Consider the following 13,726-nt stretch of genomic DNA (forward strand, 5'->3'; position numbering starts at 1 on the left):
TGCGCCTCCTGCTTAAAGCTGATATAAGACTTTCAATTTGTCGAAGGCAAATTGAATTCCTTCACACCAATTTCACGTAATTTGAATTTTTGAACTTTTCCAACAGCGGTTCTTGGAATCTGAGACTCTGTAACAAACTTTAGGTATCTGGGTATTTTATATTTACCGATTTTACCTTCGCAGAAGGCTATAATGTCGTTTGCGTCTGCCTGTATTCCTTCTTTGAGAATAACAAAGACACCGACCAGTTCCCCCATGCGCTTATCGGGCAGCCCCACTGCAAAACAACACGCAACGGCGGGATGTTGTGTGATTATCTGTTCAACTTCGAGTGGATCGATATTCAAGCCACCGGAAATAATGAGCTCTTTCAGCCTCCCTGTTAACTTCAAATAGCCATTTTCATCCATCTCACCAAGATCTCCAGTCAAAAACCAACCATCCTTGTCAAACGACTTTGCATATTGATCCGGATTGTTATAATAGCCGGGGGTAACATTCCATCCCCGAGTCAATATCTCACCCTGCTGTCCGCAAGGCAGTTCCAACCGGCTCTTTATATCTACAATTTTGATATCACACCCTTCGTTGAATTTTTTGCCTACCGAGTTGGCAATAAGTTCCGGCGTATCGCCAGCTTCGGAAAAGGTTGTCAACCCGGTATTTTCTGTCATTCCGTAGGCAGCAAACAGGGACATGCCAAATTTTTCCGTGATTTCTCTGACCCAAGGTGGGCGTATACGGCGCCCCCCCAATATCCCCTACCCTCATCGACATGAATTTTGCAGGACTGAAATCGCCATCGTTCATGAGCATGGTAAACATTGCAGGGGTTCCAGCAAACATCGTAATATTGTGTTTTTGAACTCCTTCAATTATTTCAGCGGTATTAAATGTTTCAAAAATGACAATCCTCGTGCCAAAGAGCTCACCTAACTTTATAGTGGTCAGGAGCCCGAAATTTGTGAAGAAAGGGGTGCAGCCAAGGATTGCATCATTTTCAGCCAATTGAAACACTTTGCCCATTTTAGCGAAGACCCGATTGCTCTGATGGTGTGTGGTCAACACCCCCTTAGGTACTCCGGTTGTTCCCGAGGTAAATAATACTGTGCTCACATCATGTGGAGTAACGGCTGTCATGGCTGCGTTAAGGTCCTTGTCGGAAATGCCCTGCCCCGACTCAAGAAAATCCGAAAAGCGGAACATTCCCCCATGATTATTCGGACTCAAACAAATCACGGTTTGCAAATAAGGCAACTCTGGCAAAGCGATCTTTCCCGGGGCAAACCCACTCAATCCTGGGCAAACCGTATACAGCAACTCGATAAAGTCGATGCCAACCGCCGTGTCCATTATGAATAGCGCATTAACTTCCCCAGAACTAAGAATCATTTCCAGTTCATGGGTCTTGTAGCGGGTGTTGATAGGCACCAGCCAAGCACCGATCCATGCAACAGCATTTCTGACAACAATCCACTCCGGAATGTTCGTCATCATAATGCCTACCCGATCACCTTTTTTAATACCCGCCCTCAATAACGCTTTTGCCAACTTGGATGAGAGCTCGCGCAATTCCCCCCATGACAGAATTCGATCCTTAAAAATGATCGCCGTTTTGTCACGATCAACCTTGCTGACCGTCTCATGTAGAAGTTGTGCTTGGTTCAAATTGCAATAATCCATGATATCCATAGGACATATCCTCTGCGATGGGGCTCGTTGTAATTGACCGGAAAAACTGCCATCGCCGTGAGATTTGCACCAACGTGCAAATCTCACGGCTACGTTCGTATTACTGCTGGGAAACAAGGTACGATACATTATAAAATGTAGTTTTGTATAATTACACTTTCAGTCCATATCTATATTATTCATTCTAATGAACCAGCTAACTTCAAGTCCACAGAAACCTCAGCATGTCATCAATTACCGCTATTAGGCGCTCTCGCTCCACCATGCAACCATGCTCAGTTACTGGCAAAACAGACCAACCCCACGCAACCGAACGTTCGGTTGCATACATATATTAGTTTTTTTCAGCTCGACATGTCAAGTTAAAAATAGATAAATGGAACAATGTTATATATGATTTTAGATTTAACGGATCGTGTCCTAACGGGTCAATTTTGTAACAGGAGAGGCTATATGGTGAGATGTGAAAGGGGATCAGCAGGAGGAAACGGTTCACATACGAAAAAGACGATATGAATGTGCTTCAAGAGAAGTTTTTTTGTCGTAAGCCCATCAGGCTGTCCGAAATCGACGCCTGATAATCTTCACTGCCATAGCACTGGCCTCAATCCACGCGGGGCAGACATGAAAAACTAGAAAGCGACTGGATCATGAAAGTCCCCGTCGCCACGGCCGCCAATGCACCATCGGGGGCGAAAAGCTCTGCGCGACTGACCCCGATATTCTTCCCGCGCCTGATAACACTGGCATCGGCACGCAGAATATTTCCTCGCACAGGAAGCAGATAATTTACCTTGATTTCAATACTTGAGCAGGTTATGCCAGGGGGAAGCTCACTGAGAATAGCGGAACAGAGAGCGGAATCGGCAAGGTTTGCCAGAAAACCACCATGCACCGTTCCCAAGGTGTTCAGAAACTCCGGCCGTACCGGAAGCTCCAGATGCACAAATCCAGGCTTGTGTCTGACAAGGCGTACCCCTAACCACGTTTGATAATTCTTCTCGGTAAAGGAACGCTCAAGCTCTGTTAAAAGCGCACTGTTTTCCAAGCAAGGTTACTCCCAAATCTTAAGATACTGTCATTGCAATATAATAGATTTAAATATGATCAGAAAATCAATTCTCGGGTAAAAAGTATTCTTCGTAGAGATCTTCCAGTATTTGAAGATGGAGTGATTCCTCTGCCAATAGCTGTCCGAACAGGACATCGTTCTGCGCCCCGCCACTCTCATTGGCCATATGATTGTAAAAATCAATAGCCCCCTTTTCCACATGGATGGCATAGGCTAACGCCTCACGTGCGTCCGAATCAGAATGAAGCATTTTTTTGGGCAAGACATAATGGAGGTTCATAGTCGGAACCGGCCGGGTTAAGGCAGAACTCTCCAATCTTCCCTTTATCAAGGCCTTTTCCAGACGGTTTTTATGAACCAGTTTCGCAAGGGCGACCCGCCTGAGCGTTTTCTTAGCCCATTCATTCCGCACTATGTTCATAGCGTCCAGATAGTTGTGGATGTTGTCAGTCTCAAATTTGACCGCCTTTTTCAACACAGTCTCAAATACGCCTTCATCCTTGTTCTCATACATTGTTTCACCTCCGTTCTCAGCCTTCCCTCTCAGCCTAGTTATCGGTAACCGAGCACTAACCAACCCATGCCCCATATATTTGTAACAATATCTTCTCCCGCGCAAACCATCTATATCGACCGTTCGGTATATTATTAACATACAACCGCACGCTGTCAAGTGCAAAATAGCGACACCATATATGATTAGCCCCAGACCACTTTCACACACTCATTTGTACGTCAGGGTGTCATCTTGTGTGTTGATGCGAAACAGACTTGATGGTGGAGGTATCGTCACCTGGGTACAGAAATAGACGTCCGATACGAGCGGACGGAGAGGTAGTCATTCAAAATTGCAGTTCAAAAAACAAGACCAGTGAGTGCCACATCATATACTGTCTATCTACGTCCTGCCCGGTGGACCCATGTTCATGGGTTGTATCAACGGCGTATTCCGCCCCTGCACTGCAGGCCTTCAATTCGTAGATTACTCTGTCGCTTCGCCATCGGCACAGCAAGCCCATTTTCCCCATATGGCGCATCAGTGGCATTCATTTCCAGCATCCATATTCACCGGGAAGTCCGTTGCAGACAACGCTTCCCTGATCAGTCGCGCAAGCGCTGATTTCCGCTTCTTCTTCAAAAGCCTCATCGCCTTCATTTCTTCATCGGTGACCCTAAATGAGATAACATTGTATCGTGGAAGTCCCTTTATATCCGACATTTTTGCATCCTCCCGAAAAAACCTTAAGCTCTTAACCCTTCCGCCAAGACCTCGGCCACATCCCTGACCCTGACGTTTTCGGCTTTCACGTCCTTGAGTCCATCCTCGAACATGGTCATGCAGTAGGGGCAGGAGACGCAGATGGTATCCGGTTTCTGACGCAGCGCCTCTTCGACCCGCTCCAGGTTTATCCGTTTTCCCGTGTGCTCTTCCATCCACATCCGCCCACCCCCAGCGCCACAGCAAAAGGCGTTGTTGCGGTTTCGCTCCATGTCGGCCGGTGCGCTGCCTGTAGCAGCCCGGATGACATCGCGCGGGGCGTCGTAGACGTCGTTATGCCGGCCCAGATAGCAGGAATCGTGGAAGACGGTGGCGCCCAGGGCCGCCGCTGTGTCAAGTTTCAGCCTCCCCTCCTTTACCAGGTCCCGCAGGAGCTCGGCGTGATGGATCACCTCCAGCTCAAGGCCGTACTGCCGGTAGTCGTTTTTCAGGGTGGAGAAGCAGTGGGGGCACTGGGTAACGACCTTGGTGATCCCTTTTTGCTTGAACAGCTCGACGTTCTCTTTCGCCATTTTGTCGAAGAGGTATTCGTTCCCCAGCCGCCGCACGCCGTCGCCGCAGCATTTCTCATCTTTACCCAGCACACCCCAGGAGACCCCGGCCCGGTCCAGGAGTTGGGCCAGCGCCACCGTCACATGCTTGTTGCGGGAGTCGAAGGAGCCGGCACACCCTACGTAGAAGAGGTACTCGGTTTTCCCCGCCTCGTAGGGTTTGACATCGAGGGTGACGGTCCACTTGGTCCGCTCCGTGGGGGCGATACCCCAGGGGTTGCTCCGTCCTTCCATGTTTTCGAAGAGGTTCAAGAGTTCTTCGGGGAAACGGACATCCTCCTCCACCAGGTGGCGGCGCATCTGAACGATCTTGGGGACATGCTCGATGAAGACCGGGCAGGCCTCCATGCAGGCACCGCAGGTGGTGCAGGACCAGATGGCGCCTTCCGGACAGCTCCCCCCCCCCTCGCCGATCAGGGGAAGCTCCGGCTTCAATCCGTTCTTTAAGTGGTGACCATTTCCCAGCAGATTGACCTTGATCTCATGGATGATCCCCCGCGGGTTGAGGGGCTTGCCGGTGATGCCCGCCGGGCAGGCGTTCTGGCAGCGGCCGCATTCGGTGCAGGAAAGGGAATCCAGGAGGTCCTTCCAGCTGAAGCGGTCCACCCGGGCGACCCCGAACTTCTTGCCGACGGCGAATTCCTCCCGGGGCTGGGTGTTGGGCTGCTCCAACCGCCGGAAGAAGCAGTTGGGGATGGCGGTGAGGATATGGAGGTGCTTGCTGTTGGGAAGGTAGGCCATGAACAGGAGCAGGGCGACGGCATGGGCCCACCAGCAGAACCAGGCGGCAGACTGAAGGCTGAAGGCTAAAGGCGAGGCTTGCAGCAGCCCGGCAACAACCGAGGAGACCGGCATAAACCGGGCGGCGGCCCCGTTCCCTAGGGCAATCTCCGCTCCGTGCAGGCCGAAGTAGGCAAGCATGAGGATGGCGATCAGGCCGAGAATGACAAAGGCCTCGACGGTCCGGGCCTCGGGATAGGGTGGTGACGCCACCCGCCGCACCGCTGCAACGCAGACGGCCACCAGGGCCAGGAGCGACACGATATCCAAGAGCAGCATGAGGGGGTGATAGATTCCCGCGGGAAGTTTATCCAGGGCGACGGCGGGGAACACCCCGTCGAGCAGGAACTCCCCGTTGGCGATGAGCAGGACGAGGAACGACCAGAAGATGACCGCATGGTTGATGCCGAAGGGGCGGGCGACGACCCGCTTCTGGCCAAAGGCGTAGCGGAGCATCTCCACCATGCGCCGGCCGGGGTTATCGAAGCGGTCTTCGCCGGTACCGACGGCCACGAGGCTCAGCCGGCGCCAGCATCCCCAGGCGAAGATACCGAGAGAAACGAGCAGGAGGGGGATGAAGATGGTCGGATTGGGTGTCATGCAAACCTCGTGTAGTTAGTAACCGGGGATTAGGGACTGGGGACCGGTAAAAGCCTTTGCTAGTCCCTAGCTGTTAAGTGCCACGACATCGTGGACAGAAAAATGTGCCAGCACATCGTAGACAAAGTTCTCTGACAATCGAATAGTCGCCACGGCATTCTGTGAACACCACATCAAACTCGGAGGTGTTCATGGAAGATAAAAACAAGCAGCTTCGGGTGTTGGCCGTTCAACGGTTCAGAAACGGCGAAACCCCGGAATCAATTTGCACATCACTCGGCAAGTCTCGTTCCTGGCTATACAAATGGGTTGCTCGCCAGAATGGAGATGACCCTGTATGGAGTGACGAGCGATCCCGATGCCCACAATCCATGCCGAACCGTACAACGGCAGAGATTGAAGAAATCGTCAAAATGGTTCGCCTCAATCTCTACAACAAGGGCTTGTTCTGTGGTGCACAGGCCATCCTGTGGGAGTTGGAGGACCTGGGTGTCAAGCCGTTGCCTTCTACCAGAACCATCAATCGGATTCTTGCAAGGAATGAACTGACACATCGGCGCACCGGCAAATACGAAGCCAAAGGGACGCTTTACCCAGTTCTGCCGTCAGCGTTGCCGAACCAGACGCACCAAGCTGATCTCGTTGGTCCATGCTATCTGACAGGGCCAATTCGCTTCTACAGCCTGAATGTTGTCGATACAGCAACCGTCAGGTGCGGGTTGCACTCATCTCGGTCCAAAGCTGGTCAGATGGTCATTGACGGTTTGTGGGAAGTCTGGAAACGACTAGGCATCCCAGAACGACTCCAGGTTGACAATGCCATGTCATTCTTCGGCAGCCCGACACATCCCCGCGGCATGGGACCACTGATTCGTCTTTGCCTGCATAACGATGTCGAACCATGGTTCATACCCATGGCTGAACCATGGAGAAACGGCATGATCGAAAAGTTCAACGACCGGTACCAACAACGGTTCCTCGGCAAAGTCATCATGACTTCAGAAGAGGAATTGAAAGTCGGCTCACTGACCTTTGAGCAGCGACACAACAGCAAGTATCGCTACAGCAAGCTAAAGGGGAGTACGCCGCTGAAAGCACTGGCCACCTCGCATGTGCAACTGAGGTTCCCGACTGAGGATGAACCTCCCAGGCATCGCCTGAAGAAGCCAGAAGTCGGAAAATATCATGCTGTCCGCCTTATCCGCAGTGACCTGAAGCTGAACATCTTCGGCGAATGCTTCTCGGTTCCACCGGAGACAGCGCTTGAATACGTGGTGGCGACTATCGATGTCAAAGAACAGAAACTGAAACTCTTCCTGGATAAAAATCAGGTCGAGGAATTCGATTACAAACTGCGGTGATTCAGATGAGTGTCCACGATGTCATGGCACAAAAAGTTGTCCACGATGTCGTGGCACTCAACACCTAGCCCCTAGTCCCTGTTCTTTGCTAGTCCCTGTTTTTCTGCAGTTTCAGGTCGCGGATCTGTTCCGTGAGCATGGGGACGATCTGGAACAGGTCGCCGACGATGCCGTAGGTGGCGACCTCGAAGATGGGGGCGTTGCGGTCCCGGTTGATGGCGATGACGACGTCCGAGTCCTGCATCCCCACCAGGTGCTGGATGGCACCGCTGATCCCGCAGGCGATGTAGATCTTGGGACGCACCGTTTTCCCCGTCTGCCCCACCTGCCGCTCCTGGGGCATCCATCCCGCATCGACGGCACTTCTTGATGCCCCCACCACGCCGCACAGTTCGTCGGCCAGTTCCTGTAGCATGGCGAAGTTCTCGGGGGCCATCACCCCCCGCCCGCCGGAGACGATGAAGTCGGCCCCGGCTATGTCCACGTGGCTCTTGCTCTTGGCGTCCCGGATGATTTCGATGACCTTGGTGAAGATGTTCGCTTCCGGGACACTGAACTCTTCCCGGACGATTTCCCCCGCGGTGCTGCCGGTGTGTTCCGGCATGGGCATGACGTTGGGGCGGACGGTGGCCATCTGGGGCCGGAACTTGTCGCACATGATGGTGGCCATGATGTTGCCGCCAAACGCCGGGCGGGTCTGCATGAGGTTCCTTTTGCCGTCGATATCCAGGCCGGTGCAGTCGGCGGTAAGGCCGGTGGAGACCCGGGTGGCGACGGCACCCGCCAGGTCCCGCCCCATGCCGGTGGCCCCCATAAGGATCACCTCCGGCTTGTACTTGGCGATGAGGTGACAGCAGGCCTCCACATAGGATTCGGTGCGGTAGTGTTTAAAGACCGGCGCATCCACCAGGTAGGCTTTCCGGGCACCGTAGGCGAAGGCCTCCCGGCAGAGGTGCTCTACGTTCTCGCCGATGACCATGGCGCACAGTTCCACCCCCAGCTTGGCCGCCAGTTCTTTCCCGACGCCGAGCAGTTCCCAGGAGACCCGGACCGGCTCCCCCTCGGTCTGTTCGATGAAGACCCAGACCCCCCGGTAGGCAGCCAGTTTCTCCGCCAGGGCGGCCGCTTCCGGATCGATCTCCTCTTCCACGGGGTCACCCTGTGCCGCCAGCTCGTCCAATATCTTCCGCTCTTCGGGGGTGAAGTACATCTCCAGGGCGGTGGCCGGGCAGATCTTGACGCATTTCTGGCAGCCGATGCATTTGGCGCTGTTGACAACCGGCTCCCCCGCATCGTTCATGTCGACGCAGTTGACCGGACAGACGCTCTGGCAGCGGGCGCCGCAGGCGATGCAGGCACCGGCGATCAACTGGGCCACGCCACGGGGTTTCTTCATCGGTCTCTTCGCTTCGGTCATTTGAAAACCTCAGGTAACAGATAGAAAATAAACATGTATTGTTTACCGGCTGTCGATTTCGTGCAAGGTCAAGGCGCCCAAGGAATGCCGCGGAGGCGTAGCAGCGCTACGCCGCACAAGAGCAGACCGCAGGGCAACGCCGAGATTGCGCGAAAGCGGCAGCCGTTACAGCGCCAGCAGGTCTTTGGAAAGCAACCTGTCAATCAGCATCCGGGTCGCCGCCGCCGGCTCGGCAATGCCGTCGCCGAGGATCTCACCCTTGGCCCGCTCGGGGGAGAAGATCTTGCTGACCCAGGTGGGGGAACCCTTGAGGCCGATGCTCTGTTCGTCGAGCCCAAGGGTCTGGTTGTTCCAGACCTCCACCGTCGCTTCCGCCGCCGCCAGCCGCATGGAGACCTTTGGGTAGCGGGGTCGGTTCAGTTCACGCACGACGGTGAGCATGGCCGGCAGGGTGGTTTCCACGATTTCGTGGCGCCCTTCCAGTTTGCGGCTGACACGGATCTTCCCCCCCGCTGCATCCAGGTTCTCGATCCGGTCCACGAGGGTGAGCTGCCGGAAGTTGAGGCGGCTGGCGATACCCGGCCCCACCTGGGCGGTATCGCCGTCGATGGTCTGCTTGCCACAGAGTACGAGGCTGACCTTGTCCACCTCATCGTGCAGCTTGCGGATGGCGGCGGAAAGGACGTTGCTGGTGGCCAGGGTATCGGCACCGCCGAAGACCCGGTCGGACAGGAGGATGGCCCGGTCGACCCCCAGGGCCAGTGCTTTCTTCAAGGTGGCCTCGGCGTTGGGCGGCCCCATGGAAAGCGCAGCGACCCTGTACCCGAACCGGTCTTTGAGCCGCAGGGCCTCCTCCAGGGCATGGGTGTCGTAGGGGTTGACAATGAACGGTATCCCCTCCCGCACCAGGGTGTTGGTCACCGGGTCGATCTGGACCTGGGTCGTATCCGGTACCTGTTTGATGCAGACTACGATGAGCATGGGTTATCCTCGCTTATCCTGTATTGCCTTACGCTTGTGCCAACTATCCTGGCAATCGCTTTTTCGTATCCAGCACTACCCATGGCATTCCGCAGTCATGACACAATATCGTTGGCAGTTTATCATCGCCAGTAAGAAAGATATCTCCACCTGGGCTCTTAGCGCATTTCGGACAATTCATATAAAAATGTTCCTGGTATGGCGACCATAGGTTTCCGCAATGCTCACATTCTAAATAACTGCGTGATGCGCCGTAAGCACCGAGCGTGATTTCCCTCTGAGACGAACACGAACAATGAGGACATTTCATTTTTGCCTCCTCTGCCTGTACGCAACTGATCCCAGCGATACACGAAATGGTAATGGGCTCAATGGATATATCCACGTAACAACGTAATGCTCTATACACGATGTCCTATACTCTCCAGCGAATCAAAAAACCGGGGCAGGCACGAAGCCGGCCCCTTGAACCACATGAACGAAGGAGTGTAACTCGGACCGGGCAGATAAAAATTGTTTGGGGTGCTTACGGCTCGACAGGAGTCTATATGCAACAACGGAAAACCATAAAGTGCAACCAGCTATTTCTCAAATTCAGAATTCACTTTGTCGATATCCCAACATGTCCGAAATTTCCATTGCTCCCTTGAGAACAAGCGGAATCAATTCTTTTTCCATTCGGTCATCAGGAAATCGCGTGGATGGTCCGTACACGGTAATCGCGCCAATTGTCCTTGACGTGTAGTCCCGTATCGGGGCCGAAACCGATTTAACTCCAACTTCCTGTTCCTCCAACTCGAGGGCATACCCTTGCCGGTCAACTTCTTCCAGATGTCGCAGAAACAGTTTCGGATTGGTTATAGTTGCCGTTGTGTAACGCTTGAACAAACAGCTAGAAACATAGTGCAACCGCTGCTCCTCTGTTAGACCGGCGATTAGTACCTTCCCGGCAGCCGTGCAGTGTGCAGGAATACTTATGCCAATAGGGGGAATTGCCCGCAAGTGGTTGTCTCCCACGACTGCATCCATGTTAACCGCATGAGAACCTTTGAGTATTGATACACACAGGGTTTCGTTGCATTCCCTGACAAGTGCCTCCATGACCGACCTGGAATCTCCAAGTCGCCGCATTCGTCGCATCGCTACCTGCCCAAGTTCCATATTTTTTATACCGAGGCGATAGTTCTTTGTGCTTATGTTTTGTTCCAGATAATTGTGATGTTCGAGTGTTGCTATCAGTTTGTAAATTTTGTTTTTTGGGAGCTGTAACCTCCGACTCAAATCCATCACACACAGCTCGGACGAATTCCCGCGAAATTGTTCCAGGATATCGAGTGCATGCCTAACCGATTGAATTGTATAATCTCTTGTCTTCATATAACATTGCCTACAACATCTCTGTTAACTATATGCCAGAAACATTTTTAAAGCTATACTACAGGTGCACAGTTAATTAACCTATACTACGCTTGTACATAGATTATTAATGTGTCAAAAAGCCAGTTAGCTACTTGCAATATTGTTACAAATTACCGTATTTGATATGAAAATATGCAGATATGTCAGTATCAACTGAAGGGCTTGTTATCTATAGTAAGATCCGAACTAAAGAGAATCTTCCGTATGAAATTGGTCATGTTGATGTTGTTCAGAACGGCTAGGTCCTGGATTTTCCTCTTCTCGTCTTCGGTAACCCGGATCGAAATTACGTCGTACTTGGCATTTTCACTATATTTTCCCATGGTATCACCCCACTCATGGTGCATTCCGCTTAAGCACCAACGGTAGTCCTAGATTTGGCAGTTGGAGAAGTCCTGCGCTCATTCCGCTTCCCTGCAGACCACATTTCAACTGCCGTTTCTAGATTAGTTGTTTTCAATTCCTCGGCTTGTAGATCTTGAGGAGCGCTTTGGCCATGTCGGCGGGGCTCTGGGCTACACTGATGCCGCACTCTTCCAGAATGGCCACCTTTTCCGTCGCCGTCCCCTTGCCGCCAGAGATGATGGCACCCGCATGACCCATCCGCTTACCCGGAGGAGCGGTGACCCCGGCAATGTACGCCGCCACCGGCTTGGTCATGTGCTCCTTGACGAACCGCGCCCCTTCTTCCTCGGAGTTACCCCCGATCTCGCCGATCATGATCACTGCCTCGGTGTCCGGGTCTTCCTCGAACATCCGGAGTACGTCCACGTGGTTGGTGCCGTTGACCGGGTCACCCCCGATGCCGACGCAGGTGGACTGCCCCAGCCCCACGTTGGTCAGCTGCCATACCGCTTCGTAGGTGAGGGTGCCACTGCGGGAGACAACCCCTACTTTCCCCGGCTTGTGGATGTACCCCGGCATGATCCCGATCTTGCACTGGCCGGGGGTGATGACCCCGGGGCAGTTGGGGCCAACGAGGCGGGTCTTCTTCCCCTGCATGTACTGCTTTACTTTCACCATGTCCAGGACCGGTATCCCTTCGGTGATGCAGATGACGAGGTCGAGTCCCGCGTCTACCGCCTCCATGATGGAGTCGGCAGCAAAAGGGGGTGGAACGTAGATGACGGAGGCGGTGGCCCCGGTCTTGGCTACCGCTTCCCGCACGGTGTCATAGACGGGGAAGCCGTCGATGACGGTGCCCCCTTTGCCGGGGGTGACACCCCCGACCATCTGGGTGCCGTACTCGCGGGCCCCGTTGGCGTGGAAGAGGCCGGTGGCACCGAGCCCCTGGGTGATGACTTTGGTGTCTTTATTGATAAGGATGCTCATCTGTCTATCCCTCCTCAGGCAACGGCCTGGACGATTTTTTGGGCGCCATCGGCCATACCGTCGGCGGCGACTATGTTGAGGCCGCTCTCGGCCAGCATTTTCTTGCCGATTTCCACGTTGGTCCCTTCGAGACGTACCACCAAAGGCACCTGGAGCGATACCTGCCGGGCCGCCTCGATGACCCCGGTGGCGATGACGTCGCACTTCATGATGCCGCCGAAGATGTTGACGAAGATTCCTTTGACGTTCTTGTCGGAAAGGATGATCTTGAACGCCTCGGTGACCCGCTCAATGGTGGCCCCGCCTCCCACGTCCAGGAAGTTGGCCGGCTCGCCGCCGGAGAATTTGATGATGTCCATGGTGGCCATGGCCAGACCGGCGCCGTTGACCAGGCAGCCGATGTTGCCGTTCAGGGATACGTAGGAGAGGTCGTGCTGGGACGCTTCCACCTCGTTGGGGTCTTCTTCGTTGTAATCCCTGAAATCCGCTATCCCCGGATGTTTGAAGACAGCATTGTCGTCGAAGCCGAATTTGGCATCCAGGGCGAGGAGGTCTCCTTCCTTGGTGACCACCAGGGGGTTGATCTCCAGAAGGGAACAGTCACAGGCGAGAAAGGTGGTGTAGAGCCCTTCCAGCAGGTTGACCGCCTTGGGGGTGAGCTTCCCCGTCAGCCCCAGGCTGAAGGCGAGGTTGCGGCTCTGGAACGGGGTGAGCCCCACCAGGGGATCGATCGCCTCCCGGAAGATCTTCTCCGGGGTCTTTGCCGCCACCTCTTCGATGTCCATTCCCCCTTCGGTGGAGGCCATGACGGTGACCCGGGAGGTGGCCCGGTCCACCAGAAGGCTCACGTACAGTTCCCGGTCGATGTTGCAGCCGTTTTCCACCAGGACCCGGGTGACCACTTTCCCTTCCGGCCCGGTCTGATGGGTCCTGAGCGTCATCCCCAGCATGTCCCGGGCTATTTGCTGGACTTCCTGGTTGGTGCGGGCCAGTTTGACCCCTCCGCCCTTGCCGCGCCCACCGGCATGGATCTGGGCCTTCACCACCCAGGGGCCATCCCCCAGCCGCTTCGCCCACTCCCGCGCGCTCGCCCCGTTGTAGCACACATGCCCGTCCGGGACAGGTACGCCGAAATTCCTTAGTATCGCCTTTGCCTGATACTCGTGAATGTTCATCGTTAGCTCCAATCAATAAAATAGTAACTGCTCCGTTTACCAACTATCACACTCAAAAAACTTGTTT

General features: G+C 54.1%; 12 protein-coding genes. 1 reads left to right on the forward strand and 11 read right to left on the reverse strand.

Going from position 1 to position 13,726, the window contains the following annotated elements; all coding sequences use genetic code 11:
• Positions 1–32: 32 nt before the first annotated feature.
• The 6 genes from GMET_RS19245 to GMET_RS11365 all read right to left on the reverse strand — a co-directional run bounded on the left by GMET_RS19245 (position 33) and on the right by GMET_RS11365 (position 5,974).
• Positions 33–674 carry a class I adenylate-forming enzyme family protein gene (locus GMET_RS19245; protein WP_420794808.1) on the reverse strand — a complete coding sequence of 214 codons (642 nt, stop codon included), beginning with the start codon at positions 672–674 and terminating at the stop codon, positions 33–35.
• Positions 577–1,692, reverse strand: coding sequence for an AMP-binding protein (locus GMET_RS19065; RefSeq protein ID WP_041249155.1), 1,116 nt, complete (start codon positions 1,690–1,692; stop codon positions 577–579). The genes GMET_RS19245 and GMET_RS19065 overlap by 98 nt, the downstream gene beginning before the upstream one ends.
• A gap of 604 nt (positions 1,693–2,296) precedes the next feature.
• Positions 2,297–2,740 (reverse strand): PaaI family thioesterase, encoded by a 444-nt coding sequence (locus GMET_RS18390; RefSeq protein WP_011366007.1) that lies wholly within the window; start codon positions 2,738–2,740, stop codon positions 2,297–2,299.
• 67 nt (positions 2,741–2,807) lie between these two features.
• Positions 2,808–3,278 (reverse strand): ferritin-like domain-containing protein, encoded by a 471-nt coding sequence (locus GMET_RS11350; RefSeq protein ID WP_041249156.1) that lies wholly within the window; start codon positions 3,276–3,278, stop codon positions 2,808–2,810.
• Positions 3,279–3,800: 522 nt separating this feature from the next.
• Entirely contained in the window at positions 3,801–3,983 is a 183-nt protein-coding gene (locus GMET_RS11360) for a hypothetical protein (protein WP_011366010.1), read from the reverse strand.
• 23 nt (positions 3,984–4,006) lie between these two features.
• On the reverse strand, positions 4,007–5,974 hold the full coding sequence (locus GMET_RS11365) for a (Fe-S)-binding protein (protein WP_011366011.1): 1,968 nt from the start codon (positions 5,972–5,974) through the stop codon (positions 4,007–4,009).
• 191 nt (positions 5,975–6,165) lie between these two features.
• Here GMET_RS11365 and GMET_RS11370 point away from each other — a divergent pair, with 191 nt between their 5' ends.
• Positions 6,166–7,335, forward strand: coding sequence for an IS481-like element ISGme9 family transposase (locus GMET_RS11370; protein ID WP_011365616.1), 1,170 nt, complete (start codon positions 6,166–6,168; stop codon positions 7,333–7,335).
• A gap of 88 nt (positions 7,336–7,423) precedes the next feature.
• On the opposite strand, the gene GMET_RS11375 is transcribed toward GMET_RS11370, so the two are convergent.
• The 5 genes from GMET_RS11375 to sucC form a co-directional block, all read right to left on the reverse strand.
• A complete protein-coding gene (locus tag GMET_RS11375) occupies positions 7,424–8,752 on the reverse strand; it encodes an electron transfer flavoprotein subunit alpha (protein ID WP_011366012.1) in 1,329 nt (442 codons plus the stop codon).
• A gap of 165 nt (positions 8,753–8,917) precedes the next feature.
• Positions 8,918–9,733 (reverse strand): electron transfer flavoprotein subunit beta/FixA family protein, encoded by an 816-nt coding sequence (locus tag GMET_RS11380; protein ID WP_011366013.1) that lies wholly within the window; start codon positions 9,731–9,733, stop codon positions 8,918–8,920.
• A gap of 594 nt (positions 9,734–10,327) precedes the next feature.
• Entirely contained in the window at positions 10,328–11,110 is a 783-nt protein-coding gene (locus GMET_RS11385; protein WP_011366015.1) for an IclR family transcriptional regulator, read from the reverse strand.
• A gap of 498 nt (positions 11,111–11,608) precedes the next feature.
• On the reverse strand, positions 11,609–12,484 hold the full coding sequence (gene sucD, locus GMET_RS11390; RefSeq protein WP_011366016.1) for a succinate--CoA ligase subunit alpha: 876 nt from the start codon (positions 12,482–12,484) through the stop codon (positions 11,609–11,611).
• A gap of 14 nt (positions 12,485–12,498) precedes the next feature.
• Positions 12,499–13,659 (reverse strand): ADP-forming succinate--CoA ligase subunit beta, encoded by a 1,161-nt coding sequence (gene sucC, locus GMET_RS11395; protein WP_011366017.1) that lies wholly within the window; start codon positions 13,657–13,659, stop codon positions 12,499–12,501.
• Positions 13,660–13,726 lie beyond the last annotated feature (67 nt).

It is taken from the genome of Geobacter metallireducens GS-15 (genome assembly GCF_000012925.1).
Classification (GTDB): domain Bacteria; phylum Desulfobacterota; class Desulfuromonadia; order Geobacterales; family Geobacteraceae; genus Geobacter; species Geobacter metallireducens.

Bases quoted from the DNA above. Each gene is read 5' to 3' on its own strand.
- GMET_RS19245 (WP_420794808.1), bottom strand. From the start codon at position 674: ATGACAGAAAATACCGGGTTGACAACCTTTTCCGAAGCTGGCGATACG.
- GMET_RS19065 (WP_041249155.1), bottom strand. From the start codon at position 1,692: ATGGATATCATGGATTATTGCAATTTGAACCAAGCACAACTTCTACAT.
- GMET_RS11350 (WP_041249156.1), bottom strand. From the start codon at position 3,278: ATGTATGAGAACAAGGATGAAGGCGTATTTGAGACTGTGTTGAAAAAG.
- GMET_RS11360 (WP_011366010.1), bottom strand. From the start codon at position 3,983: ATGTCGGATATAAAGGGACTTCCACGATACAATGTTATCTCATTTAGG.
- GMET_RS11365 (WP_011366011.1), bottom strand. From the start codon at position 5,974: ATGACACCCAATCCGACCATCTTCATCCCCCTCCTGCTCGTTTCTCTC.
- GMET_RS11370 (WP_011365616.1), top strand. From the start codon at position 6,166: ATGGAAGATAAAAACAAGCAGCTTCGGGTGTTGGCCGTTCAACGGTTC.
- GMET_RS11375 (WP_011366012.1), bottom strand. From the start codon at position 8,752: ATGACCGAAGCGAAGAGACCGATGAAGAAACCCCGTGGCGTGGCCCAG.
- GMET_RS11380 (WP_011366013.1), bottom strand. From the start codon at position 9,733: ATGCTCATCGTAGTCTGCATCAAACAGGTACCGGATACGACCCAGGTC.
- GMET_RS11385 (WP_011366015.1), bottom strand. From the start codon at position 11,110: ATGAAGACAAGAGATTATACAATTCAATCGGTTAGGCATGCACTCGAT.
- sucD (WP_011366016.1), bottom strand. From the start codon at position 12,484: ATGAGCATCCTTATCAATAAAGACACCAAAGTCATCACCCAGGGGCTC.
- sucC (WP_011366017.1), bottom strand. From the start codon at position 13,659: ATGAACATTCACGAGTATCAGGCAAAGGCGATACTAAGGAATTTCGGC.